Source organism: Mesorhizobium sp. (genome assembly GCF_017306585.1).
In the GTDB taxonomy this organism is placed as follows: Bacteria; Pseudomonadota; Alphaproteobacteria; order Rhizobiales; family Rhizobiaceae; genus Mesorhizobium.
On sequence record NZ_JAFKIC010000122.1, the window covers coordinates 38817 to 64434 of the forward strand.

Genomic DNA, 25618 nt, shown 5'->3' on the forward strand with positions numbered 1-25618 from the left:
GTCAGGAGCCCAGTGCTCCCGGCAGCATTCGCTTGAGTATGTCATCCCTGCGGATGAAATGATGCCAAAGAGCGGCGACCGCATGCAGCCCAGCGAGGATCAGGATCAGATTGGCGCACAGGCTGTGCAATTCCTTGATGAATCCGGCAGTCGTCCGGTCCGGAGAGAACGGGGCCGGTATGGTGAAAAGCTCAAAGAAACTCAAGGCGTCGCCCCTGTACCAAGTCAGGAGTATGCCGAGAACCGGGATGGCTACAAGCAGCGCGTAAAGCGCAAGATGGGTTAGCTTGGCCATCCATCGTTCAAGCGGCGTCATTTCCGAAGGCAGACCTGGCGCTCCGCGGGTCAGGCGCAGACCGGCGCGCAAGATGACCAGTATGAACAGCAGCAGACCGAACGAGATGTGAAACCACCATATCAGATCGCGACTGGGATCGCCGCGAGGAAAAAGGTCGACGACGTAGGTCAGTCCGTAAAGGCCGATGACCAACAGAAACACTGTCCAGTGGATGGCCTTTTGAGAGCTTGTATAGGTTGAGTTCATTCGAGCAATCCAGTTTTGAGCATCTCCAAGCTAGCGCCGATCTTGTCAAAGCTTTGTTGGGCCAACACCATCCACTACGTGAAGGTATCAGTCGGCGGCACGGTGACAATTCCGCAGATGACGGCGCTTTAGATGTGAGCCTCGGTGGGTTTGGTTGGCGCACATTGGATCGGAGAACCTGTCAGCAAGCTGACAAAGCTAAAGACTCATGCGTCTGGTTGGATCTCGCCAAACCGTCCTGCCAACGCCGTTATCTATGGACGGAAAATAGCCGCACTTCTGTCTGGGAGACGACCATCTTCCGGCATCGCGCGGGGTGACATCAGGCGGTAATCCGAAGGCCGCTTTTTGCACGGAGATCGTGTGCAGATTTATGCAGATTTATAATGTCCGTAAATTAGCGATCGCACGAGTTTGCTTCGGGAGACCCAGGCAGATGATCGAATTGGCCGTCGCACTAGCTCTGGGATGCGTATTGCCGGGATCATTTGCTTCGAGCGACATTCATCGAGCGTTGCGAGGCTGCATATCCTAAACATGGATATCCCGGAGCACAGGCGCGATGGATTGGCGATATCCGCAGGCAAAAATGCGCTTCGAGAGGCCAGACGGCTACCCGTTCGCAGGAACGAAAATAGAAGAGAAGCAGAACCTTCGTGTGCAGTTTTTGCACACGAGCAGTCATAACTATTTGATTTTGTTTATCTCTCTGCCCCATCCATCATCGGGGCGACTGCCGAGTGCATGCGCGAGACAGTGAAGGTGATCTCGGCCACAACGGAACGCACCGGCAACCTCACGAACGCGACCTTTGGCGCCGCAACGAACCGACGGACGGCGCGCGACCCGGCCTCGAAGCGTGCTTAAACTGTCCCGCCCGGCTAGACAGCATTGGAGGAATACAAGCTGGGCGCTAGCATCACCCGCCGCCACGGCGCTGCGTCTGGATTCGAGGCACCCACAAAAACAGCGAGCTGAAAAAGACGGTTGAGCTGATTCTCGAGGAATTTGAGGATGCCCTCAAGGGAGGGACGGCCGCCTTCAAAAAGCGTGGGCGCGTTCTCAAGATCATACTTTTCGGATCCTACGCGCGTGGTGGCTGGGTCGACGAGCCGCATACTAGGAAGGGCCATCGTTCGGATTTCGATCTGCTGGTGGTGGTGAACAATCGCAAACTCACCGATTTCGCCGGCTATTGGCAGACGGCCGCAGAGCGTCTGGTGCGCGAAACACGCCAGTCAGATTCATTGTTCATTCCCGCCGGGAGGTGAACACCGCACTCAGGGACGGTCAGTACTTCTTCATCGGTATCCGTCGTGAGGGAATCGTCCTCTACGAGCTCGACGAGGAACCGCTGACCAATCCGGGACCTACAAAGCCGGCCGATGCGTTCCGATAGGCAGCCAAACACCTTGAGGACAGGCTGCCGCACACCCGAGTATTTGCAAAGACAGCCGGATTTCTTCTCTGCCGGTCACGCCTCGAAAACTTGAGGAATGATGCGAATATGGCGGCTCAGTGAGCGGGTCGACTTCGCGATCCAACCAATTCCAGTGTGCAGTCCGGAATTATCCGTCGCTGTCCGGAATTAAGCCGATCTTCGGAGGGCGTCGCCGCGCTCGTGCAAAAGCTTGAGCGCATCGCTGCCGCACGACATGACACGAACCGTGGTCTCGATCCGAGAAAGACGAATGCTGCCAACGCCATTGGTAACGGCAGCGCAGTTCTGGAGGAGATGGCAAAGGGCGCGAAGGGAGGTGTTTTCACCGTAGATAACAATCGCTTCGTAGGCGTCGGCTCCCTCAACGTTGTGTCCGGCGCCGATCCTTATGCAGTCCTCCCGCGTCGGCTGCCCGATCTCGAAACGCATGCCGATACGGCTTTCGATCTGGTCCACAGCGTGGGTATCACGCCTCGTGCCCGCTAACCGATGAGTGTTGCCGGCGAGCAATAAAGCGAAGCCGCACCTCTCCTGAAGATGGAGCAGCTCCCGCAAAACAGTGGGTGTGAAGTTCTGATATTCGTCCACCAGCAACGGACGCGTCGGGCCGTATCGGGCGCCCAAAAAATTCATGCAATCCTTCGCAAGATCATATGTGTGCTTGCTGTCCCTTTGGACGCCGTAGGCGTCATGCAGCATCAGGAACATCGGCCTAATAGCCTTGGTATGCTGCGCAACCTCACAATAGGCAGCTCCGCTTTGGGCGGCTATCCAGTTGAGCGCTACAGTCTTTCCGAGTCCGGCTTTGCCGACCGCAAGCACCGGATATCGCATCTTGACCGCCGTATCGAAGGCAGCCCGCACGGTGAGCGCAGCCCGGGTTTCAACGAATATCGTCATCCGACGATCCTCTTCACCAAGTCCATCTGAGCGGCCATGCGCTCGTCCTGTTCGCGTCGGCGCTCTTCAGGGATCAACGGCTTCTTCGGCATCAGAATCCGCGCCGGCCGCTGAGACGGGTCGAATGATACTTTGCCCGCCGGCTCGTTGGGGATGACTTCAGGTTGATCCTGACCAAGCGCCATCAGCCGAGCTGCAACGTCGATTTTCGGGACCGAGCGGCCCATCTGCACAATCGCATCGCGGTGCGCCTTTGCTCGTGCTGCCGTGCTTTGGGCGCCACGATGATCAAGTGGATGAAGTGGGACATCGGGGGTTGCGATCCCGAGCCTTTTACCCTTCATGTCCAGCACAAGCAGCTCTGCCGGCGCATGATAGACCGGGTCGCAGACCAGCACCTTGTCGTGCGTGTACTGCCACAACTCTTCGCAGGACCACCGACGCCCACGGAGTTGGATCGCGCCTTGAATGACGGTGCGCTCGACCCGGCGCGCGACTGCAGCGCGGACCTCGTCCCGGCTCATGGTGATTGCTGACCAGCCCGCAACCACGTGCTGTTGAAAAGTGGTGTTGGGCGAATGCCCCTTGAGGCCGCTCTGCTTTCCCGTAGGCATGCTGTGATAGGCCTTCAGGAGACCGAAGAACGCCGGAACGAAATCTTCGAAGGTGCCATAGGGCGCAACCGTCCGGCCGATCGCCTCCTGGCGCTTGTTCATACGGTTGCCGGAAATCCAACCCGGTAGCGTGCTCAGATAGCGTGACTCGAAGTCGCCGAACCAGCGTTCGATGGGCTTTGCCGAGGCGTTGTAAGGCAAGGCATTGACAACTCGCATCGAGCGACCCGGCCCATGGAACCCGGGCACCATCAGTGTCATGGCGTCGTCGAGGTACGTCGCGAACCCGTATTCCTTGCCGTTGTCGATATAGAGAGCTTCAGGCAGGCCGAAGGCTGGATGATCCACCATGGCCGCAAATACTTCGATCACATCACGGTTGTTGACGCCGCCGCGCGTGTCGAATGCGATCAAATCACACCAAACGCGGCCAGTCGCCCAGTCGAGGAACCCGATCAGCTTTGCAGTACAAATCGAGCCGTCCGCCCGCGTCAGGTGGATGTCGATCGGATGCACATCTCCGACGACCAATTCCATCGGGCGCATGCCTTCTATGGAGCGCCGCCCGCGCGGGCGGCTGTCCTCGTAACCTTTGCGGTTCGTGCGAAACTGATGGACCTTCCGATAATGCATCTCTTCCGAAACGAGCGTCCACGGGATCGAACAAGCTTGCTCAAAACTGGCTGGATCATTGGGGCGGAATCCCCATGACCTAGTGGTCTCTGCCAGAAGGTTGCGCGCCAAGATTTTGACATGTCCCCAGGCGGCGCCGGCCGCCAAAAGGCCTCGAATTTCCTGTTTTAGATCCTCTGCAATCTGGGCCTTGGTGACAGCGTCGAACGGTACCAAAGCATCCCACTGCCGGCTGATGACGACGCGTTTCTTGCCTTGATCCGCTCGGCCGCGCCGCCCCCGGCTTGCAATCGGCTTCGGACGGTTTTGAGCCCGCGTTTCAATGGGCTTTAACCGGAGTTGCAACTCGGGTGGGAGGGAAGCCAAACTGACGAGATACTGCTTGCCGGCGTTGCCACCCTTGCCCTGAACGACGCGCACCTCCAGGGCGTGCCCCCGCCAGTTGCCGCGCTGGCAGGCCTTCCAAACCGCTTGTCGAGAGATTCCCGCCAAGCTGGCGAGCAGGTTGAGTGGCACGAACTCTTTCCTCGACATCGTGCGCTAGTCCCCAGCGGCAGAACGGAAACCACCGAGTAGCAGCTCAAGTTATATGTGTCGTGACACCCACGCCTTGCCGCCCTCGCCCGCTCAAGGGCGCCATTCGCTACCGAGAGCCCTTGCTGGGGACAGTGAAGGCGTAGAGCTGAATCTTAGTCGATAGGGCTGCTGCTTCGGTTTACCAATCCTGGGGTTTGGGGTTGACCAATCCGTTGCCGACCGCAAGCAGGTTGACCAATAGAGGCGCTTAACTTCCACGCTGATTCAACCACTTAACGCCAATCCAGAATTAGCTGTGATTGTGGCCATTGGTAAACCCGATCTTTGGATCGGGAACCCTTATCCTCGACCTGAAAATCCTCTTGTTTTCAATCGTATAGGCTGAACACCTGCGGCCCATAATTCCGGACTGGTAAACCCCATGAAATGCCAAATAATTCCGGACATCACACCGTCTTTGATGATCGACTTATCCTTGAAAAATCCCCGTTCCAGACTGCCATTTATGCGACTTTTCGAAGCACAAAAAGCGAACATCGTGTTCGCGGTATAAACATTCAATCGTCCGGTGGCCAAGCCGCCGGAAGTTCTAATATGTCCGCAAGCTGCGTGCCGCCTTTGCGCACATATTCTGCTTCGCTATCGAGATCGTAGCCAGGCAACGGCAACAGTCCCCTAGAAAGCGGGTTGGCTTCAAACGGATTGTAAGCGATGAGTGGTTGCCAACGTTCGTCGCGCAGTTTCCAAAGATTGGGCTCTGGAAATATGACGACGGCGCTCACATTGCGATTGCGCGGAGCGCCGTGGCGTCCCCAGTAGCCGTCATTTGTCCGGTCATTCTCGGTATCGAATCCGCCGTCGGGCCGGCGGCGAAAATGAACGCAGGGACTTCCAAACAAGGCGTCAATCAGTGCGTCGGCAACATGGTCGCCTACGGGAATCGATCCTTTGCAGTCGGCAACAACGATTAGATACGGTGTTTCGGAAATTCGGTACCTTTGTCCCTTGATCTCAAGGGCCTGGCGGAGGTCAAGATGCGGCGCAACCGATCGCACACCGCTCATGGCAGCCGCAATCTTGCGCTCATACAGCTTCTCCTTGTCGTACCCACCATGAAGTGTGAGTTCGATCTTCCAGTCAGTAGCGTCGAAAATGCGACTGGGCATGTGCTGAACATTGTCGCCACACTCCTGTGCCCCCCACGCTTCGACTTCAGATCTGAGCTTGCCAAGACTGGGTGATGATTTGCCGTGCTTTTCGACGCTGTAACCCATCAGCCATCCGGCTGGCAGCTTCACCGTTTCCAAAGCATTATAAATTGCTGCCTCACGGTTGTCGCGGCCCACTGTCTCCAAGTCCGGCCCGAATGTCGTGACTTCTACGAAGGCCAAAGGACCTCCGTTCGCATCCTTAACCAAGAAGTCTGGTCTACGTGTTGGATGCGGACAGAAAGGATGAATTTCCACGGTATGCCCGAGTCGGCGCAATGCTGCGTGAACAACAATTTCGGCCATTGTCGCTTGATACTGAACGTTCGAACCGCCGCGTAATCGTTTGACCAAGTCGGCCTGTTCCGTTTGCGGGAACTCCGCCAACCATCCGTTTACGAGCTGACGATAAAGGGCAAAAGGCTTGCGAGCTGAGCTGTCGTAAAACGCAAAATCGTCTTCACCTGCTTTCTTTGGCGACGTCCTATCCCTTTTCTTGTCTTCAAATAGGGCGGGCATGGGTACCTCTTTTGACGAGTCCTCAGAAATGATCCGGCGGAATTTCGCCAGATAGCGCCGGATCGATGTGCCGAACGACATTGCGGGTCTTTGTCCGAGCGCCATGTGCCGCCGGCTCCAGGTACTTTTGTGGGAGCGCTTCTACTGAGCCGAGAAAGACAGCGCAACGATTTGGGCATATGTGCTGTAGATACTCTACCGCAATACGTGAATGGTGGGTCGGATTGGATTACTTGCGTCAAACTGATGCGGCAAGCATGCGGGGAAGGACGATGGCGGCTTCTTTGGGGATGTTGGTTTCGGATGACGAACTGCGCGTTGCGTCCGTCGTGCGAGCGAAGAAGGTGGACGAGAAGACGGTGTCGGCCGGTTCAGCCGCCGCGCTAGACATGAAGCTTTCGGCAGAAGAGGCGGACGGGTGGACGCTCGCGAAGCGAAACAAGCGGTCGCTTCGCCTTGAGCGTGCCAAGCCTATCGATCGGCAGCTCGAGGATGATGTTTGGACGCTGCTTTACCGGATGGGCTTCAAGGCGCTAAACCCTGATCGAAATTTCTACATCATGGGGAAGGATGGGTCACGGCGGCAGCTCGATGTTTTTGCGAAGGACGATGAGACGGTTTTCGTCGTCGAATGCACACATGCACAGGATACTGCAACCAAGTCCGTAAAGCAGTTGCTCGACAAGATTGGGGCGATTAGAGAAGACGTCGTCACCGCGGTGCATTCGACGTTTGGCCGGGATCCAAAGCTGAAAGTCAAAATCGCGATCGCAACACGAAACGTCGACATCCGCACTGCCGACCGGCAACGTGCCGCGGCAGCAGGCGTGCCGATTATCACAGAGGCCGACGTCGCGTATTTTTTTAAGCTCACCAGCATTCTGAAATCGGCGGCGCGATACCAGTTTCTCGGCCGTTATCTCAAGGGTGAAAAAGTTGAGGGCCTGCGTACGCGCGTCCCGGCGAACCGCGGCAAAGTCGGCAATACGACCTTCTACAGCTTCCTGATGTCGCCCCACGACCTGTTGCGCATCGCGTACATCAGTCATATGGGCGCTACATCCAACGAAGACCTCGAGACGTACCAGCGCATGGTGAAGCCTACGCGGCTCCGATCAATCGGCGCCTATCTCGATCGCGGCGGCACGTTCCCAACCAACATCGTCGTCAACGTTAAGCTCGATGGCCTGAATTTCAACAGCCAGGAAACGTTCGGAGATACCGCGACTGGCACTCTCGATCTTCCCGGCCAATACGGGTCCGCATGGGTCATCGATGGGCAGCATCGGCTCTATGGCTACGCGTACGCAGGCCGCGATGCCGATGAGGATCGATCCGTCGTCTCCGTTCTGGCTTACCAGAACCTGCCGGTCCGGCAGGAAATAGAGATGTTCGTTGACATCAATACGCAGCAGGTCAAGGTTCAGCGCAATCTCGTGAATGAAATCATCTCGTCGCTCAACATCGACGATGAGGACCCCCGCAAGCGGCTGGACGCGATGTGCGCGCGCATCGTGCTGAAGTTGGACGAGGAAAAGCACTCACCGGTCCGTGATCGCATACTCACAGTCGGTCAGCAGAAGGACAATTTCCAGTGTCTGACCCTCACCTCTCTCGCGGATGGCATTGAGGGCAACAGTCTCCTCGGATCGGTTCACAAGTCGGGTGGCAAGAAGGGTAGTGTCAGGCTGATCCCGGGCCCGCTGGGTACGTTGTCAGATGACTCGGCCGCCATGATGAAAAAGGCGACTTCCACCTTGTCGGGCTACTTCGCCATTTTTGCGGATGGCGTGCCGGAACACTGGGCACTGGGCGATGCCAAGGGCGGCTATCTCTGCACAAACCTGGGTCTGCGGGCACTGCTTGTTCTTCTCCGCAAGCTCATCGTCTTCATCGAGCGCGACGGAACGCGCGTGGTGTCGCTTGGAGCCGACGATATCGTCGAGCTCGTCAGACCGCTGGCGCAACACGTAGTCACCTATTTTCATGATGCGTCGCCATCTGACATCGCCCGCTTTCGCAACCGCGGCAGCTCGCTTGCCAGCGTCGATCAAAACGCCCTGCAGATGATGGCAATCATCCATACCGCTGATCCCTCATTCGATCTCCCCGAGGTCAAACGCTACTTGGAGAACCAGGATGCCGAGGGAACCCGACAGGCTCGCATCATGATCGATGAGATCAACCAAATTCTTTTCGACGATGTCCTGACCACGCTGAAGGCCAAGTTTGGTGAGGAGAAAGATGCGTGGTGGCTATCCGGCGTGCCAAAGGCAATCCGGATTGAAGCCGACAAGAACTATAACAACGACAATGGCGAGCACGAGCGTTGGCGCTATCTGTATCTGATCGACTATCTTGGCATTGTGCTTCATGACAGCAATTGGGAGCTTTTCAAGGATCGCTACAATTTCTACGGCAAAGGCGCCAAGTCGACGCTTGTCCGGTGGATCGGCAAAGTCAACAAGGCGCGCACCGTCACGCACCATGCAGAAAAAGGCCCGCTGTCGAAGGACAAGGTCGAATATGTGAGACGTGTGCACGAACTTGTGAAGCGCCACATCCTTGGGGGAGAGCCCGTCGACGGCCGCAAACAGCTGCTCTTCGACGATTCTTCAAGTGACAGCGCCGGCTAACAGTCACGCGTTTTACCAATATTCGAGTTTGGCTGTCAGCATGGAGTTGGGCAATTAGGCTCCGCCAGGCTCGCTGTCAGGCTGAACTCTCGTTGCGCGCATGAGGGGTTCGAGTACCCAGACGCTCCAGGCATCTTGAAGGCGCTCACTAACCTTTGATGCCGTCTGGCGCACGCCCTCGGTTGTTTCGAACCAATTGCGCCACGCGGCCGTGATGTCGCGTTTGTACCCGGCCCCTTGGCCGTAACGTTCCGCCGTCTGTGTCCAGATATCCGCGTCCGACAACAGTTCACCATAGGCGTCGCGGCCGATGGTGCGCGCCGCCGCCAGAAACTCCTGTCGGCTCTCACTTAGCCGCGCCCGAAGTGCCCTCAGATTCTGGCCGATCGCTTCAAGATCCTCATACTTGCTTTCGAGGTCCATCAGCTTGTGCTCGATACGTTGCACGAGAGCTTGCGAACGCAAATTGGCATCGACCCGGACCCCCGTACCCAAGATGTGATCAACCTGGAAATTCTCCCAATCGCCTCGCCGATAGATCGAGGCGGCAATTGAACTGTGATGCCCCACCGCAAGCTGGTCGATGAGGTTCTGGTAGGCGGGGCGTACTGTTTCTGGAAGGTCGCCGACCGCGTGCAGGACGCGCGCCAGATCCTGCTCGATTTCCCGACGTGCTTCGCTCGTGCGAACGACATCGACATTCTCGATCAAGTTTCGAACGCCGTCTGCAGCATTCACGCCGCGAGCGGCATAGGCAGCCCGCATGCGAGCGATTTGACCGCGAAGAGCCGTCCAGATCTTGCCGGCGTCGTCGTTTTTTGCATCGAAGAAGTTAACCGGTGTCGGTGGTAGGCCCACATTGGCCAGAGCCTGTTCAATCTCCTTGCGCCGAAGGCCGTAGCCCTGCTGACGGGAGATAACAGGACCATCAAGGCCGGGCATTTCAAGGGCTTCGTCGCCGCGCGGCAAGACAAGGATGCATTGCCGATAGCGCTCAGCCGCGTCAGATGCCGCGTCCTGCGATTCCTGAAGATGACGTTGGACGGTCGTGTTCGGGGCATCTGCGAATTTGGTGCAGAGTACTAGGAGAGTCCGGGAGTCCTCTGCGTACGTGGTGATATCAGGACGCTGGGTTACGCCTTCCACACCGCGAGTATCGATGACGGATAGGGTCTGACCATCAGCACTAAGATTGTTCGAAGGCATCAGGACGGTGATGCGTCGAGGGATACTGAAGCGCGGTTCCGCACCACTATTGATCGCCGATACCAGATTTGACACCCAAAGCAGGCCATCCTCTCGCCCCTCCGGAAGAATCATCTGGCGTTCCTTTCGAGCGGCCAGACTCATTCCGCCCACAATTCGATCGGTAACCTCGTCGATGCCAAGGCCCTCTTTCAGAAGGTCAACGATTGGGTCCTTGGTAATCGGCTCATCATTTTCCATGTGACTGACCGGCCTCATGCCAGCCATATTGCGGATCAGACGGCCTAGTTCGGCTGACAGCCCGCCGCCACTCGCCCCAGGCACGAGACTGGCGACCAATTGTTTCGTCAGTCTAACGACTTCCTCCTCCGTAACGGTATCGACAAGAACACCAAATGTAGGTGCGACGCGTATGGCCGTTTCGCAGACCGTGGTACGTCCAGGCCCCACCGGGAACGCAGGCCGGCGTCCGCTGCGGCCATCGCCAACCAGGAGTCCAACTGCATAGCTGAGCGCCATGGTTTTTCCGACGCCGATATCCCCTACCCAGGCCATAATGTGGTCACGACGGTCCAGATAGGCTTCCGTTATCTGAAGTTCATTCCGAAGCAGATCGATCGGTCCGCGCAGAATCGGGTCCGTCATTTGTTCCTGGAATGCAAGGAGGTCTCGGGCGGCCCTATCGATCGTCCAAAGCGCCTCTCGGTCGGGATGCAGGAAGGATGGTGGCTTTGCGCGCAGCCAGTTTCGCGCGTAGTGTTCGCTCACTTCGGTCGCGGTCTGGGTACCGATTGCGGCCAAATAGCGTTCAGCAATGTCCGGCTCGACCTCATCTGCCTTCTCCAATTTGGAGAGCACGCTGGGAACAGTGTTCATCGCGCGTGCGAGAGTCGCCTGACTCATGCCACTGGCGTCTCTAACATGTTTGAGCACGTCGGCTGGGATGGAGTGGACCACGATCTTCTCCTTTTCCACTCTTTGATGACACAAATCGCGAATATTCGCAAACTGTCCCATCAGGAAATGAGATTTTACGCGATCATAAGACCTTTGAGGGCTTTTCAGGAACATTCTCGCTGACAGACGGGCGAATGCGGTATAACTTTCGCGTATCTGAAAAACGGGAAAGTCATGCCGCTCCATCTCGTCGGTGAAAATCTCGACAGGCACCGAGCCTATATGGCCGCGCAGGCCGGCTCGCTCGTGAGCTTGCTGCGCGGCGTCTATGTGGACGCCAACGACGACGTAAACAAGACGGTAATGGACCACGCCGTCCGCATCGCTGCCTACCTTTACCCTCACGCCTTTTTGTCGGGCCCGAGTGCATTCCAGCTCGCGCCTACAGTGGACGGCCGCCTCTTCCTAAGTGGGCGTCGTAACCAGCGAAGCCGAATCCGGGGCCTCGAAATCATACAGAACCAGGCGCCTGACAACCCCTCGACGGTACCGGTCATCGTTGGCGACGACATGGGCGAGTTCCATATCACGGCCTCATCACCCGGCCAGCGTTTTCTGGAAGCTTTCCGTCTACGAAGCGAACATGCAAGTGCAATCGACCCTGCTATGCGCCGAAGCATGGCAGACCGGTTGATCGAAGAGTATGGGAATGCAAGCTCTGCGGCCGATGCCATTTGGGCTCTGGCGCGCGCCAACAGATGGACTCGCGAGGCCGAAGCCGCAGAAGCCTTTCTCAACGCGGCTCGACCGGTCCAGGCACCCGTCAACAGGGCGCAAATTGATCTCGTCGTAGCTTGGCACGGGGAACCTGTCGGCCGACTGATCCATGATGGTGTGGAATGGCGCTGGACGGCGGCCCCGGGTCGACAGCCGCCATTGATCCGCCCGACACGCCCAGGCAGCCTACCCCCTTTTATAGAATCGCTGCTTCCGGAAGGCTGGCTAGCACACGTTCTCGATGATCGCGATGAACGGGAAACTCTCCGGACGAGCCGTCGCTACATGTCCAACATAACGATCGTCGACGGTTCCGTCGACTTGGCAACTGTCCCGCAGGATGTTCTGCAGGGGCGTCTTGCTCACTTCCAGGCTGGCGGACTCTTCACTGGCCAATACAAAGGGCCGACCCGACGTTCTCTCGAGGATACCTTCCAGGATAACCTTGCGCGCCTGTTCGCGGACGCAAACACACCGCGGCTGTCCGGCGTACAGATCAAGGCGCCGATGTGCCTCAGGCAGGACGGTGATCTGGTTCCAGCAATCACCGAGCCTTTCACCCATATCCTGAAGCCTGCCGGGACGAGCGGTTTTGACGACCTGCCCATCGTGGAATGGATCTGCCTGATGCTGGCGCGCGAGGCCGCGTTCGATGTTCCGGAGGCGGTCCTCGTGCGCATGCCCGATCAGATGCCACCTGCCCTACTGATCGAACGGTTCGACATTCGCCGTTCCCATAACGACATCCATCGAATTGCACTTGAGGATTTCTGCTCGATCCTCGAGCTCCCGGCGGCCCGCAAATACGATGGCACCGTGGAGCGAATGGCGCGCGGCCTGCGCCCCTTGTCCACCGATCCCGTTGCCGACATAGAAATCCTGTTCCAACGTGCTGTCTTCGCCTGGTTGATCGCTGATGGCGACATGCATCTGAAAAACTTGGCACTGCTCAAAATTGCCGAAGACGGCGCCGATGGCTTCACGCAAGTCCGGTTCGCCCCCGTCTACGATGCGGTAACCACCCGGCTTTTCCCGGGCCTCGAACACGACCGGATGGCGTTAAAGCTCAATGGCAAGGACGACCGTTTGACCCCCGATGATTTTCTCGCGCTTGCGCGGACGATCGAACTGCCGGTTTCCCGTGCCGCGCAACTGATGGCAAACTGCGCTCGACGGACCTTCGACTCGGCTCCCCATGTTGCTATACCTCTGGAGGCGGCTCCCAACGGAGATCTTATTCGGGATCGTATTGTCGCAATCGTGCAGCATCGCGCCGAATCTTTTCTCTGATCGAATCCGTGCCTTAGCCTCGACCCAAACACATTGCTCCGCACTGAGCGCGAGCGAACTTTTAGGGGGGATAGCAAAACGGCTTGTTGGATTGCCCGCAAAAAGTTGCCGTGCAGACAAAATTCCGCCTTGACCTGCAGTTCCAGACTGCAGAATGTGCAGTCTGGAACTGCAATTTGTCGTCGGATTCGAACAGTGACAACCGCTATTGTTATCGACTGCCTGAAAGGCCAATCGGCGCATAGGCCTGTGTTGCTCGGCTTCGCGCCGGCAGACGTTCTTTATCGCTTGAGCTTTGCCGACATCCTCGATGAGGATAGCCGCCGCGGGTATCAACGTCCTTTCAACGACCGTCACAGCCAGGACTTTCGGCGCTACATCAAGGAACCCGAAAGTTCGACGATCCCGCTGACGCTGAACCTGCGGCCGGCCTTAAATGACGAATGGCGGATCGAAGAGCTTCCGGACGGTCGCATTCGCTTGGAGATCTCGGCCGGCGCCCAGAAGATCATGGCACAGGTCGACTGCCAGCACCGCCTCGGTCACCTGGGCGACCTGCCGATTCCCCTCCCATTCATGTGCTTTATCGAGCTTTCCGAGCGCGAGGAAATGGAGGTCTTCAGCATCATCAACAGCAAAGCCAAGGGACTGAGCACCAGTCTGCTCGACTACCACGAAGCACAACTTGCCGAGGATCTGGCCCTCGAACGTCCCGAGCTTTTCATTGCATTCAAGCTGAACAACCAAGAAGACTCGCCGTGGCATCGGCGCCTGAACCTAGGCGGCAAGACGACCTCCGGACTGAAAAGGATCGTTTCGCTGCGAATGATGCAGCAAGCCATCCACGCGTTCCTGAAGGCGACCAAACTGTCTTCGAAGGACTCGGTCGAGGAAGCGCTGCGTATCGTGCTGGATTTCTGGCGTGCGGTTGGCGTGGTGCTCCCGCAGGAGTGGGCCAGTCCACGCAAGCATATGCTGACAAAGGGTGTGGGGGTCTATGCGCTTTTTCGCATCGCGGCGGATATTGTCAACGAATGCCGCGACGCTGGACGATCATGTGACAAGCGGGCGTTCATCACCGCACTTTCTGATTTCGCCGGAACGATCGATTGGTCCACCTCCGGCCCCCTCAAGGGCTTTGGCGGCCAAGGCGGCGTCAAACAGGCGGTAGAATTTATTCGCGAAGTTCGGAAGCGCGCTCGTTATAAGGTGGTCAATGGCTAACAAGAATATTCTGCTAATCGAGCCCGGCTACAAGAATAAGTATCCACCGCTCGGCCTTATGAAAATTGCCCAATATCATGGACCGCGAGGGAAACGAGATCGCGTCCGATTCATCAAAGGGGAAGATCGCTCAGTTCTGAACCAGGCGTGGGACCGAATTTACATCACGACACTTTTCTCTTTCGAGTACCCGAAGATTGCGCAGACGATCGATTTCGCGCTGGAGGTTGCCAACGGTCAAGCCGACAAAGTTTTCGTCGGCGGGATTGCCGCCTCATTGATGCACGAGCGCTTCATTGAGGAGAGGCGCTGGCAGGGCATACGCTTCATCAAAGGGCTGCTTTCGGATCCGCCGGCCTTTGCGCTCCAGTTGGATGAGTTCTCAGAGGAGCTTTACGCCGAGGACACCGGTGGCCGCCCGATCGAGGATTTGGTCCCCGACTACGGCATCCTGGATCAGATCGACTACAAGTATCCGGTTCGTGATGCCTACTTCGCGTACACCTCCCGCGGCTGTATTCGAAAATGTCACTTCTGCGGAGTGCCAAAACTGGAGGGCGCGCAGCGGGACACGGAGTCACTGACGGCGCTCATTAAGGCCATCGACGCGCTCTACGGTCCGAAGAAGGACCTGACCCTTATGGACAACAATGTCGTCGCAAGCCCGCGATTCAAGGAGATCATCGCCGAAATCCGCGATCTCGGGTTCACGCCAGGCGCCAAGCTCCAGCGCGAAGGGATGCGGGTGCCTGTCCAACGCCGGGTCGACTTTAATCAGGGTGTTGATGCCCGGATTCTCTGCAAGGATCCCATGTACCTGCGCGAACTGGCGACCATCTGCCTCAAGCCGCTGAGGATCGCGTTTGACCATCTCGGTGTGAGGAAGCCGTACGAACAGGCGGTGCGGTACGCCGCCGAATACGGCCTCACCGAGCTCTCGAACTACATGCTCTATAACTTCCATGACAACCCTGCGGACTTGTTTGAGCGGATGCGGCTCAACGTGACTCTCAACGAGGAGTTAGGCGTACGCATCTGGTCGTTTCCAATGCGCTTCCAGCCGACCGACCGGCCCGACCGTGGTCACATCGGCAGCAAGTGGACCCGTTACCAGCTCCGCTCGATGCAGCTCATCCTGCAGGCGACCCACGGCATCGTCAGCGGCGAACCCACCTTTTTTAAGCGGGCCTTCGGCAACACGTTCGAGGAGTACGAGCGTATCCTGGCTCTCCCGCACGACTTCATCTTCAATCGCGATTGGTACGAACGTTTCGATCCCGAGGAGCGGCTCGCTGCGTACCGGGCCGAGTTCAACAGGCTCGATGGCTATGAACGACGCGAGCTGCTGGAGTTACTGTCGTCGTGCGATCCTCGACAGTTTGCGGGGCTGGCGGAGCAGGCCACAACGGTGGCACTGAAGCGGGTTCTTCGCTTCTACGTGCCAGTGCCTAAAGACGAACTGTTTGCAATTTGGGCGAAGCAGAAGGAGCTTACCAGGGGCGAGCCAACTGCCGAAACAGGTCTGGCGGAGGATGAACGGGTCGAGGACGCAGGCCTTGACCATGAAGAACCGGAGCCCTCGCCGGTCTGCAAATCGAAGACGCAGGAAGGGATCGCTGCATGAACGCGACGGCTGCAATCAAGCTCGCCCGGGCGGCGTCAACAAGTCGCGGGACGGCCGAACGCCACGAGTTGCCGGAGATCGTGATCGGCAAGGATATTCTCGAGCTCGTCTCGAGCGCGATGTACGTCGACCCTATGACCGTGTACCGCGAATACATTCAGAACGCAGCTGACGCGGTCGATGCGGCTCGCGCGGCTGGCCAGCTCGCTGCCAGCGAGCTTGGCCGTGTCGAGATTTCGGTAGAACCTGGTAGCCGGACGGTCCGAATTCGAGACAACGGCTGCGGCGTTCCTTTCCAGGAATTCGGTCGCAAGTTGACCGCACTTGGTGGCAGTGCCAAGCGTGGGACACCGGCCCGTGGATTTCGCGGCGTAGGCCGGCTCGCAGGGCTCGCATACGCGCAGGAGCTGATCTTCCGTTCGCGCGTTCCGGGTGAGGCCAAAATTTCCGAACTGCGTTGGGATTGCCGCCAACTGAAGGTAGCTCTGCGCGCATTGGAAGAGGATACAGGTATCGCGGAGCTGATCCGCCAAGTGACCACGCTGCAACGCGTCGAAATCTCCGACGCACCGGAGCGATTTTTCGAAGTTGAAATGAGGGGCATTGTCAGGCTGCGGAACGATCGCTTGATGAGTCCGACGGCGATTGGCGACTATCTGAGCCAGGTCGCTCCCCTGCCGTTCTCACCAGATTTCCGTTTCGGCGGGCAAATCACCGACGCACTTTCACGTCATTTGGGTCTCGGTGTGTTGGACATTCGCATCGACGGCGCCGAAGAGCCGCTTTGTCGTCCGCACCGCGATCTATTTGTTTTGGACAACAAGGCGGATATTACCTTCGATGATGTGACCCTAATCGAAATACCCGGCATCGACGGCGACGTCGCGGCCGTCGGCTGGGTGCTGCATCACGAGTACGAAGGGGCGGTGCCGACCGGAACGCTTGTGAAAGGTCTCCGGCTTCGCGCCGGCAACGTCCAGGTCGGTGACCACACGCTTCTTGAAGATCTGTTTCCGGAACCGCGGTTCAACGTCTGGTCTGTGGGCGAGGTGCACGTGCTCGACAGGAAGGTCGTCCCGAACGGGCGGCGTGATCATTTCGAACAGAACGCGCACTACCACAATCTGTTGAACCATCTCACACCGACTGCCCGAGACATTGCTCGGCGCTGTCGGACGAGTTCGGTACGCAGAAAATGGGCGCGGGAATTCGACCTGCAGGCCCAATCAGCCGAGGACACGCTGTCGGTTATCAGCCAAGGCGGTGTCAGCGCGGCGGAACGGGAACGCCTCGCACTCTCGACCGATCAGATGCTGTTGCGCCTTACCAAGATAGCGAGCATGGACATACTAAAAGACGCTGCGGATACGCATGCTGCCGCGATTGGAGGAATTCGTGCTCGACTTGGCGAACTGATGGAGGACCTTTCCCCGGTAGCCAGTCCTTTGATGCGCCTCCCACCGAAGCAGCGGGCAATTTACCAGAACTTTTTTGATCTAGTGTATGAATGCTCTGCAAATCGGGTTGCAGCCAAGTCTCTGATTGATCGAATGATGATGCGCCTTGAGCAGTAGTTAGGTGGCGCCAGTTCGAAGGCGCTACGTCCCTCGGTCGAGCTCGACCCGAAGGATGTCTTGGTTCTCTTGTTTGCCTTCCACGTTCTCGTGTCCTAACGACACTGGGCGCTGACAAGGTGATCTGCGGTGGAAAGACCTGTCAAGTCGGCCTCAATTAACGAAAATAGGTCAACCGGCGTTAGAATATCTCGACGCGGCTGGTCGAGCCGAAACCAATCGTTGAGTTTTCGCCAGCCCTCTACTTGGAAAGCCAGCTGGTCGATCGTATGACGAGGTGCTTCCAGAAGCCGGCCGGGGAGGGCGGATGCTGACGATCTACCAATCGCGCCAACGTGCGCACCAATGTTGATACCGGTCGAGGTCGAACCGGCTGAGGGTTTCATCGCTCGGGCGCAGGTCGCGCTCGCCGATTCGAAGACGCATGTGTACGTAGATACCTCGTTGCTCATGTGGTTAGCGGCTGTTGGCCCTTCATCGCGCGCGGTGTTCATTGACTGGGCGTCCACGCTGAACGGGCGCATCCACGTCCCGGCGTGGAGTGTCCACGAGTTTTACCGCCATCACCAGCGCAAGACACAGGTCAACGAGATTGCCGAAAAGTGCTCGGCCGTCGAGAAAGCTCTGAAGGACCTAAAATCCCTTATGCGCGTGTATGCCGACGGACCCCTGGTGCCAGACAAGCCAGAGATGTCCTTTGTCGGCGACCTTGAAGCCGCGGCCGCAAATGTCGAAAGCGCGATGAGGATCGCGCAAGGCTGGAACTACGAGGCAGCCGCTTTCGAGGTTATCAAATGGATGAACACTCATGCATTGGCGGCGACGCGTGCCTTCGATGCATTCGCGAGCCTTAAGCAACGCGGTGGTGCACGCTACGGCCACGAGGTGCCGCCAGGCTTCGAGGATGGGCATAAGGTCACCAACCGTTTCGGGGACCTAATTTTCTGGGAGGACGTCATTGCCGACGCCAGCACAAGGGCGGCAGCCACCGTCGTCGTGCTGACGCGTGACCGGAAGGAGGATTGGTTCTCCTCGGGGCTAGAACGAGAGCCTTCCGAGGACCTTCGCCGACTAAGGGGGAGGTGGAATCCGGTTCCCGTCCCGCATCCCATGCTCACCCTTGAGATTCGTACCACTGCCAACGCCGCCCTCATACTACTTGACGAACTGTATATGGGCGGAGTGATGTGGCTGGCTGACAAGAACCGCTTCGGCCGGCTTGCAGCCGTCACGTTTGGAATGGATCTTGCGCGTCTGGAGGCAGCAACCCGCCCTCCACCAGGCATCGCCGAAAGGGCAGCGAAACGCGATGCCGTCGACACCCTCGGACTTTTAGAGGCCAACCGTATAATCAAGGCCGCGCGAGCGGATGAGGATAGGGCGGCGGTGCTTAAGACGATCGCTGATCTCCAGGGCCAAGCGCCGGAAGCCGAAGCCACAATTGACAGCTTCACCGCCGAAAGCATCTCGGCAATGGACCCGGCTGACCTCACTGTGCTCGCGAAGCGACTTTACGACAACGCCCACCTCGGGCCTTCGGCCGCAGCGACCCTCGCTCGGCGCCTGCTCGACGGAATCGATAAGGTGAATTCACTTCATGCATCGGCAATCGTCGGAGGCATGCTCGTGGCCGCCTACTTCGAGGAAGGGGTCGCACGCGCCACGCCCGTCGGCCAGCTCCTTCAGGAACTGCTGGAATGGCGTGTAGACAAGGGTGTCGATCGAACCATCGGAGCTGTGTCGCGCGAACTCAAGCGCGTGCGATCACCGGCGCTCTACCGTCCATCCGCCTCGACGGATTGGATCGACGTCCGCATCGACGCCTCAGAGCCTGTCACAACAACTCCCGTAGCTGTCGGCCAGATCTACGTGGGACCGCAAGGTGTACTTACCGATCCTCCCATCCAGCCTGAACTCGCGCTCTCCAAAATGTTAGGCGGCGCAAAAAAGGCCACTGTTTCTGAGCTTGTCTCAGTGATTGGGCGTCATCACGGGATCCCGCTCTCCATACTACGAGTTATTGATGCAGAAGGAGACGAGGAGAGGACCATCCTCTCTAGCACCGGCGTCGATCGGTTCGAACCCTTAAGACAACCCAAACGAGTTCAGGACGAGCCCTTGCCCGAGAACGCCCCCATGGCCAATGCAGACGCCCAGCCCGTGGCGGAAGTCACGATCGACGTTGATCCGGGTGGTGGTGTTGCGCCGGTCGAAACTGTTTCAGCGGCCGAAGCTCCACGCGCAGCCCGCCCGCCAACCGCGAAACATCCTGGTGGCGAGACCGACGAAGTGCCGGATGAGGACGATGATCTCGTTGACAACGATGACCTGACCGACGGAGAGGACCTAGAATGACCGAAACTATTGTCCCCTTCGAGCCGCGCTTTGGGGCCTTCGTGATCGAATCTCTGACGTTCGGAATGTATGGAGAGAGTCGAAACGCTATCCGCGAGTATGTTCAAAACGGCTTCGATTCGCTTCGCCAAGCCATTGAAGACGGGCTTATCCAACCAGACGAGGCCCGTGTGGATGTGGAGATGGACGCCGACCGCAAGGGGCTTACTATCCTTGACAATGGCGGCGGCCTCCGGACGGAGAACGCTGCAAGTGTGCTTGCGGCGATCGGCGCCTCTAACAAAGACTACCGCAACAATGCGGGTTTCCGCGGCATTGGCCGACTCGCCGGCATCGTCTTCTGTGACAAGCTGATCTTTACAACAAAGGCGCCGGGTCAAAAGCAGTATACGAAGGTCGTCTTCGACGCCGCGATGCTCCGTGCAAAGTTGTCTCCGGATGGGACCTACGAGAAGGACGCTGCCGAGACGCTCGCAGAATGCGTCACCGCTACACGCTACGACGCGGAGGACACAAATAAGCACTATTTTAAGGTCCGGCTGGAGGGACTCTATAACCCGCCAGACGAGTGCCTGGACGTAGATGCCATGCGAACCTACCTTAGTCAGGTTGCGCCGCTTCCATACCACCCCGCATTTCAGTTCGCGGAGCAGATCCAGCAGAGAGCAAGGGATGCGGGCTTCAACCTCGAGAGCATTCGCCTTTTCGTGAAGGACGGCGAGCGACTGCCAGTCGAGCTTTTCAAGCCCTACGTCGACACGCTTGCCGTGAAGCACACACGTGCTCCAATGACCGGGGTCGATTACCCTGTCTCTCCCACAGGCCGGTGGTGGGGTTGGACGAGCAAGAAACGTGCATCGGGTGCCGTCAAGGATCCTTGGAAAGGCATCCGTGTGCGCATTCGCAACATTCAAATCGACGATACCAAAGTCATGCGGGAAATCTTTGCCGAGTCACATCTCGTCGACACACCGCGCTCCTCCTACTCAAGATTCGCCGACTGGTATGTCGGCGAGATCTTTGTTGACCCAAGGGCTGCGATTCCGAACGCCCGTCGAGACGGGTTTGAGGAGAACCAGGCATGGGAGAGTATGCGCAACGAACTCGATGAGAAGATTGCAACGCCGCTAGGCAAGCAAGCCTACCGGACGTCGAAAGCCAATCAGCTTTCCGTCGAGAACATCACCAAGGCGATAACGGCGCTGGGTGAAGCGGTCGCTCTGCTCGAAGTGGAGGACGCTCCCACTGCTGCAATTGTCGAACCCCTTATGGAGGAAACAGCATTGCTTCGGAAACGGATCGCATCCGCGATCACGATCGCCGAACCGGAAGAGATTAACGCGCTCGAGGCGCTAGCTGTGAGGCGCGGTGAGTTACAGCGGCGGCTCGAGATAATTTACGCCAAGGTGCCTGCCCACTCGTGCGACGAGGAGATCGGGCAGGCAATCGAGGATACAATGGGGCTGCTGTACAAGGCATTTCGGGAGCGACTGGCCCCGCACGAGTGGCAGCGGGTCAAGGCAATCGTTTCTGAGATCACAGGTGTACGATCCGATTGATGTCGCCAGCGGATTAGCTGGGATCGGGTCAGCAATTTCCAGACATCTACACGTCGCCACGTAAATTCGTTGCGCCTGCAACGTGCCAAAAAAACCGCGGCTTTCGCGGTGCGATGCGGCCACGACCTAGCCAGGGTCCAGCACGAAGCAAACGTTTGCAATGGTCCGAGATGGCGGCTGGCCTATGGTTCAGTTGCCTCATCACTTTTCTCACCGGGTCTGACGAGAATTTGTATCCGGCGCTTGGGGCTTCTCCCGCCATACGGCTTGCCCTTCCTGTTAAACCCGGCCTTCTCAAGCGTGCTCAGCATCCGTGCATTGTCGGTACGTGCTGTCGCGAACAAGCCTCGGCCTGCTGCAAGACGGATCGCTTCGTCCACCAACTGGTGGGACAGGCCTTTGCCTTGCGCCTTCAGCGTTACGAACACATAGCCGAGCTCGAAAGGAAATGCCTTCGCGTCGATGTTGAACCCCGCCTTCTCGCTGATGCGCTCTCTGTAACTCGCGAGAGGATTCTTGAGCGCCGCGATGCCCTTGGGACCCTCGCCCTGCGAAAACGAGCGCTTCCGCTTGCTTGACGTTTTTGGCGACAACAGCCTCGCCCACTTCTCCACCCTCGTGCACAAGGCGCGTGAAGGTGGCGCGGCGCTTCGGGGTAAACTTGCCAGGTTTGCCCGAACTGAGCTTCTCAGTCATGCCGGAACTCCAGTCTCGCGGTCGAGCGCGCCTAAAAGATACGCGTCAACGCATTCATAGTGCCAGTTGGTCCGGGTGCTCGTCATGAACCGCACGGCTCGCCCGTTCCCGATCTGCGGCTCGCTCGCCGAATTTTAGAAGACAATGCGCGGTCCCTGGTTGCCGCCGGTGAGACGGTCGAACAGCGGAAGGTAGTCTTTGCCGCCGAAGAATAGGACCGGCTCCGTCTTGCCTTGCGGCAGCATCGAAAAATCCTGACAGCGTTCGCTTTTGCGCCTGCGCTTGTACGCATTCGCCTGCGCCGTGAAAGTGATGTCGTAGCAGGGCGTAAGAAACGCCGCCGCGATAAGGCCCCATCCCGCCGACAGGATGAACAGGTTCGAGACGCCGACCTTCGCCGCGAGCCTCCGGTAGAGTTCGAACGCCGGCAGCAGACAAAGCGGGTTCCCCTTCGGGTTCCGATTATAGGCGACAAGCTCCTCCCGCCATGTGCGCCCGCTCTTCGCTATATCGTCAGGCCGCGCAAACAGCACGCCGCCCAGAGCAGGCGCCGCCGCGGGGTCGGCCACGAACACGACGCGCCGTCCGTCGCTGGTCCTAAGGTATCCAGCATCCGACCTCTTGCGCGCCGCACATTGGATCACGACGACCGTGCAGTCTGCCCCATCACCAGCACCTGGTCTTCGAGGCAGCTCAGGAAATTGCGGTCATACATCTCATCGACGTGATTGGAATTCCATAGGCCCGATTTCCTCACCCTTTCCCTATCGCAATGATGCCCGAGCCAGCCTGCCGATGGCATGTCAGCCGCCTGCCTCCCGTAGTTGCTGAGGAGCGCGATAGCGTTGCGCTCGATATAGCCGCGGAGGCTACCGGGTCCCGGCTCGTCATTGACGCCCATCGACACGAGCGGCATCGCGCCGATGAACCGACTCACCTCGCGTTCGAGCGCAAGCTCGGCCGCCCGGATTTTAGGGTTCGCCGACTTCTCAACATCCCAGGTCGCGCAGGCATGCCCGTTGCGGGCGATGAGTGCCGTCCCGACGATCAGGCGAAAGATTGATCCGCGGTGATTGCCGCCACCGCTCTGCGCCTGGCCCCGATGCTGCGAAAGGCGCGTCCACAGCTTCGTGCCTGAGTTCGGTCTGAGCGCATGCGTGCCGACCCTGACGACGCGCGGACCCGCTCCGGTATCCGAACGGACCTCGCCGTCCTCCATGAAGAAATACACGCCGCGCTGTGGCCAGTCGAGCCTGCCGCTGCCGCTCGCAAGGGTTCTTGCACCGCCCGGGCAAGTGCTGAGCCGGTCGATTGCAGAATAAAACCTCTTTAGATCTTCAATGCGCTGCGAATCCATCCTTTGATCATACCCCGCAGCGCAGCAGTCTCACATCTTCGATTGATGCGAAACTCCTCCTTTATGTTGCCTATGTTGCCGTGGTACGGCGATGCGGCCGTCCAGCAGCCTCAGGCCGGCTGCGCAGCTAGTCTTCTGTCTCGACATCGCCGCTTTGCTGGATTGAAAACTCTGGCATGATGTCGCCCGCCAGCAGCCTCTCCTTGCTCAGCAATCCGGCATCCTCGAGCGCCTCGAAATCCGGCAGATCGCGTAGCGTGTCGAGCCCGAACTCCAGCAGGAACTCTTTTGTCGTAACGTAGGTGTAGGGCGCACCAGGCGTCGGGCTACGCGGACCGGAGGCGATGAAGCCTGCGCCACGCAGATGGCCTATCAGGTCTCTGCTGATTTCCTTGCCGAAGAAGGATGACAATTCCGCGCGGGTGATCGGTTGGAAATAGGCCACACACATCAGCACCAGCACCTCGGACTGCGTAAGCTCGCTCGCGAATTCGTTTCCTCCGACCGCGGCGCGGATGGCATCGGCATAGGCCGGCCGCGTCAGGTGCTTCCAGCCACCCCCGACGGCGACCAGGTCGTAGGGCCGGCCGCGCAGTTCCTCACGGATATCGTCGATGAGGAGATCGATGCTGCAACTTCTGCCGACGATGCGGCCCAGCGCCTCGCGGCCGACCGGTTCACTGGCGGCGAAGATCGTTGCCTCGACGCGTTGCATCCACTCGCGCCAGCGCGCCTCCGGCGGTAGGTGATCCATCTCCCGATCAAACAAATGGTCATTTGTTCGGCCGTCGCCTCCTTGAGCTTCTCCCCTTCTGCTACGTGCACTCTCCACCATCGTCTTCACAGCCCGTAGATGCGGAAGGTCGGGCGGCCGGACAGCTCACGCACGGCGCCGAGTTCGACCAGCCGGTCGAACAGGCGGCGCAGCCCACGGTCGCTCATGCCAGCGATCTTTTCCGAGGCAACGATCGCATCGTCGGACAGGAGCTTGTCGACAACAGCGTCCGCCGCCTTGGCCCTGAGTTTCGGCGCAACGGCAAGCAGCCGGTCCGCGCGGCGCTCGAGCTCGGCGGAAAGATCAATGGCCCGCAGCGCAGCGCGCGCCTGCGCGGCAAGCAGATTTTTGGCACGCTCAGGATTTGTCTCAGTACCTGTCGCCACAGAGCTGGTTGCCGATCGGCGCGGGCGGGCGCTTGTCCCTAAGGCTGCCTCGGCGCCGAGCAACGGCACCGCATGTACCCAACTGAGCCGTTGCGCCAGCAAGGCGTCTGCGAGCCAACATCCGAAGGCTCGTGCGAAGCCATATCTTTCGGCAGCCGTGAACGCGCCGGTCAGCATGCCGACCATTCCGATGCCGGCAGAAAGCTGTCGAAGATCGTCCGCCAGGTCGCTGACTGCGTCGTCGTCGCGGCGCAGACCGAGGTCATCCAGCACCGCGCCGATGCTGGCCTCGGTCAGCAGTGTCTCGGCAGGCGTGCCGGCCAGCCGGCGCCAAGCCAGCAGCATCTTTCCGGCGGGGCCGACGGACAAAAAATCGCCCGGGCGTGTGAGCAGCACGGCGTCGCGCAGGGCGCTTTCACCCTCGACGCGGCCAGCCTGCCTTGCCGTCACCGCTGCGGCGACGAGCGCCAGCCGCTGGCGCCAAGCGCCGGCCCACCGCTCCTGCCGGCGGACCACCGCATCAAGCGCTCCGATGGCCGCGCCGGCAACGAGCGCGATATCGTCGACGTCTTTGCCCGCAACGGTTTGCGCATCGGCGACGGCGCGGCGCAGCCAGGTCGGGACGAGGACTACCGGCGTGGCGATCGGCGCTCCAGGGGGCGGACCAGGGTGGCGCGAGAGAGATTGGGACCGAAGAATCATTGCGAATGAGCATGAATCACGGCGGCGCTTTTGGCAATCGATTTGCATTGAATCCGCCGCACCTGTCGCGGAACTAAAACGAATGATAATGTTGCATTATCGTTCATTTTGCTCTTTATATGAGAAATGGCCCAAACCGTCGAGCAGAAGCCCAAAAATCACGC

General features: G+C 58.7%; 17 protein-coding genes and 1 pseudogene. 8 read left to right on the forward strand and 10 right to left on the reverse strand.

Annotation, left to right across the window (positions count from 1 at the left end; genetic code table 11):
- Window position 1: 1 nt before the first annotated feature.
- Entirely contained in the window at window positions 2-544 is a 543-nt protein-coding gene (locus J0I79_RS10490; protein WP_127385824.1) for a cytochrome b, read from the reverse strand.
- A 947-nt stretch (window positions 545-1491) separates the two neighbouring features.
- Between J0I79_RS10490 and J0I79_RS10495 the strand changes: the two are divergent.
- Window positions 1492-1940, forward strand: a pseudogene (locus J0I79_RS10495) (nucleotidyltransferase domain-containing protein); the annotation flags it as partial.
- A gap of 192 nt (window positions 1941-2132) precedes the next feature.
- Here J0I79_RS10495 and J0I79_RS10500 read toward each other — a convergent pair.
- The 3 genes from J0I79_RS10500 to J0I79_RS10510 form a co-directional block, all read right to left on the reverse strand.
- Complete coding sequence (locus tag J0I79_RS10500) at window positions 2133-2885, reverse strand: AAA family ATPase (RefSeq protein WP_292857273.1); 753 nt, start codon at window positions 2883-2885, stop codon at window positions 2133-2135.
- Entirely contained in the window at window positions 2882-4648 is a 1767-nt protein-coding gene (locus tag J0I79_RS10505) for a hypothetical protein (protein ID WP_292857276.1), read from the reverse strand. Before J0I79_RS10505 ends, J0I79_RS10500 begins: the two co-directional genes overlap by 4 nt.
- A 578-nt stretch (window positions 4649-5226) precedes the next feature.
- Window positions 5227-6501: a hypothetical protein gene (locus J0I79_RS10510; RefSeq protein WP_292857279.1), complete on the reverse strand. Its 1275-nt coding sequence runs from the start codon at window positions 6499-6501 to the stop codon at window positions 5227-5229.
- A 167-nt stretch (window positions 6502-6668) separates the two neighbouring features.
- On the opposite strand from J0I79_RS10510, the gene J0I79_RS10515 reads away from it, so the two are divergent.
- Window positions 6669-9032 (forward strand): DGQHR domain-containing protein, encoded by a 2364-nt coding sequence (locus J0I79_RS10515; protein ID WP_292857282.1) that lies wholly within the window; start codon window positions 6669-6671, stop codon window positions 9030-9032.
- Between the two features lie 54 nt (window positions 9033-9086).
- Here the strand turns inward: J0I79_RS10515 and J0I79_RS10520 are convergent, their stop codons facing one another.
- Window positions 9087-11408 (reverse strand): helix-turn-helix transcriptional regulator, encoded by a 2322-nt coding sequence (locus tag J0I79_RS10520; RefSeq protein WP_292857285.1) that lies wholly within the window; start codon window positions 11406-11408, stop codon window positions 9087-9089.
- On the opposite strand from J0I79_RS10520, the gene J0I79_RS10525 reads away from it, so the two are divergent.
- From J0I79_RS10525 to J0I79_RS10550, 6 genes are all read left to right on the forward strand, one after another.
- Entirely contained in the window at window positions 11370-13202 is a 1833-nt protein-coding gene (locus tag J0I79_RS10525; RefSeq protein WP_292857288.1) for a type II toxin-antitoxin system HipA family toxin, read from the forward strand. The two genes, J0I79_RS10520 and J0I79_RS10525, sit on opposite strands and share 39 nt — an antisense overlap.
- 195 nt (window positions 13203-13397) lie before the next feature.
- Entirely contained in the window at window positions 13398-14426 is a 1029-nt protein-coding gene (locus J0I79_RS10530; RefSeq protein ID WP_143974455.1) for a DGQHR domain-containing protein, read from the forward strand.
- Entirely contained in the window at window positions 14419-16050 is a 1632-nt protein-coding gene (locus J0I79_RS10535) for a radical SAM protein (protein ID WP_292857295.1), read from the forward strand. Before J0I79_RS10530 ends, J0I79_RS10535 begins: the two co-directional genes overlap by 8 nt.
- Entirely contained in the window at window positions 16047-17624 is a 1578-nt protein-coding gene (locus tag J0I79_RS10540; RefSeq protein WP_292857298.1) for an ATP-binding protein, read from the forward strand. The genes J0I79_RS10535 and J0I79_RS10540 overlap by 4 nt, the downstream gene beginning before the upstream one ends.
- Before the next feature lie 345 nt (window positions 17625-17969).
- Window positions 17970-19979: a PIN-like domain-containing protein gene (locus tag J0I79_RS10545; protein WP_292857301.1), complete on the forward strand. Its 2010-nt coding sequence runs from the start codon at window positions 17970-17972 to the stop codon at window positions 19977-19979.
- Window positions 19976-21538, forward strand: coding sequence for an ATP-binding protein (locus tag J0I79_RS10550; protein ID WP_292857304.1), 1563 nt, complete (start codon window positions 19976-19978; stop codon window positions 21536-21538). The genes J0I79_RS10545 and J0I79_RS10550 overlap by 4 nt, the downstream gene beginning before the upstream one ends.
- A 182-nt stretch (window positions 21539-21720) precedes the next feature.
- Here J0I79_RS10550 and J0I79_RS10555 read toward each other — a convergent pair whose 3' ends face one another.
- The 5 genes from J0I79_RS10555 to J0I79_RS10575 form a co-directional block, all read right to left on the reverse strand.
- Entirely contained in the window at window positions 21721-22131 is a 411-nt protein-coding gene (locus J0I79_RS10555; RefSeq protein ID WP_292857306.1) for a GNAT family N-acetyltransferase, read from the reverse strand.
- A gap of 237 nt (window positions 22132-22368) precedes the next feature.
- A complete protein-coding gene (locus J0I79_RS10560; RefSeq protein ID WP_292857309.1) occupies window positions 22369-22809 on the reverse strand; it encodes a hypothetical protein in 441 nt (146 codons plus the stop codon).
- Between the two features lie 65 nt (window positions 22810-22874).
- Window positions 22875-23591, reverse strand: coding sequence for a hypothetical protein (locus tag J0I79_RS10565; RefSeq protein WP_292857312.1), 717 nt, complete (start codon window positions 23589-23591; stop codon window positions 22875-22877).
- 127 nt (window positions 23592-23718) lie between these two features.
- Complete coding sequence (locus tag J0I79_RS10570; RefSeq protein ID WP_292857315.1) at window positions 23719-24426, reverse strand: SMC-Scp complex subunit ScpB; 708 nt, start codon at window positions 24424-24426, stop codon at window positions 23719-23721.
- A gap of 5 nt (window positions 24427-24431) precedes the next feature.
- Window positions 24432-25454, reverse strand: coding sequence for a DUF1403 family protein (locus J0I79_RS10575; protein WP_292857327.1), 1023 nt, complete (start codon window positions 25452-25454; stop codon window positions 24432-24434).
- Window positions 25455-25618: the final 164 nt, after the last annotated feature.

Bases quoted from the DNA above. Each gene is read 5' to 3' on its own strand.
- J0I79_RS10490 (WP_127385824.1), bottom strand. From the start codon at position 544: ATGAACTCAACCTATACAAGCTCTCAAAAGGCCATCCACTGGACAGTG.
- J0I79_RS10500 (WP_292857273.1), bottom strand. From the start codon at position 2,885: ATGACGATATTCGTTGAAACCCGGGCTGCGCTCACCGTGCGGGCTGCC.
- J0I79_RS10510 (WP_292857279.1), bottom strand. From the start codon at position 6,501: ATGGCGCTCGGACAAAGACCCGCAATGTCGTTCGGCACATCGATCCGG.
- J0I79_RS10515 (WP_292857282.1), top strand. From the start codon at position 6,669: ATGGCGGCTTCTTTGGGGATGTTGGTTTCGGATGACGAACTGCGCGTT.
- J0I79_RS10525 (WP_292857288.1), top strand. From the start codon at position 11,370: ATGCCGCTCCATCTCGTCGGTGAAAATCTCGACAGGCACCGAGCCTAT.
- J0I79_RS10535 (WP_292857295.1), top strand. From the start codon at position 14,419: ATGGCTAACAAGAATATTCTGCTAATCGAGCCCGGCTACAAGAATAAG.
- J0I79_RS10540 (WP_292857298.1), top strand. From the start codon at position 16,047: ATGAACGCGACGGCTGCAATCAAGCTCGCCCGGGCGGCGTCAACAAGT.
- J0I79_RS10545 (WP_292857301.1), top strand. From the start codon at position 17,970: ATGTTGATACCGGTCGAGGTCGAACCGGCTGAGGGTTTCATCGCTCGG.
- J0I79_RS10550 (WP_292857304.1), top strand. From the start codon at position 19,976: ATGACCGAAACTATTGTCCCCTTCGAGCCGCGCTTTGGGGCCTTCGTG.
- J0I79_RS10565 (WP_292857312.1), bottom strand. From the start codon at position 23,591: ATGGATTCGCAGCGCATTGAAGATCTAAAGAGGTTTTATTCTGCAATC.
- J0I79_RS10570 (WP_292857315.1), bottom strand. From the start codon at position 24,426: ATGGTGGAGAGTGCACGTAGCAGAAGGGGAGAAGCTCAAGGAGGCGAC.
- J0I79_RS10575 (WP_292857327.1), bottom strand. From the start codon at position 25,454: ATGATTCTTCGGTCCCAATCTCTCTCGCGCCACCCTGGTCCGCCCCCT.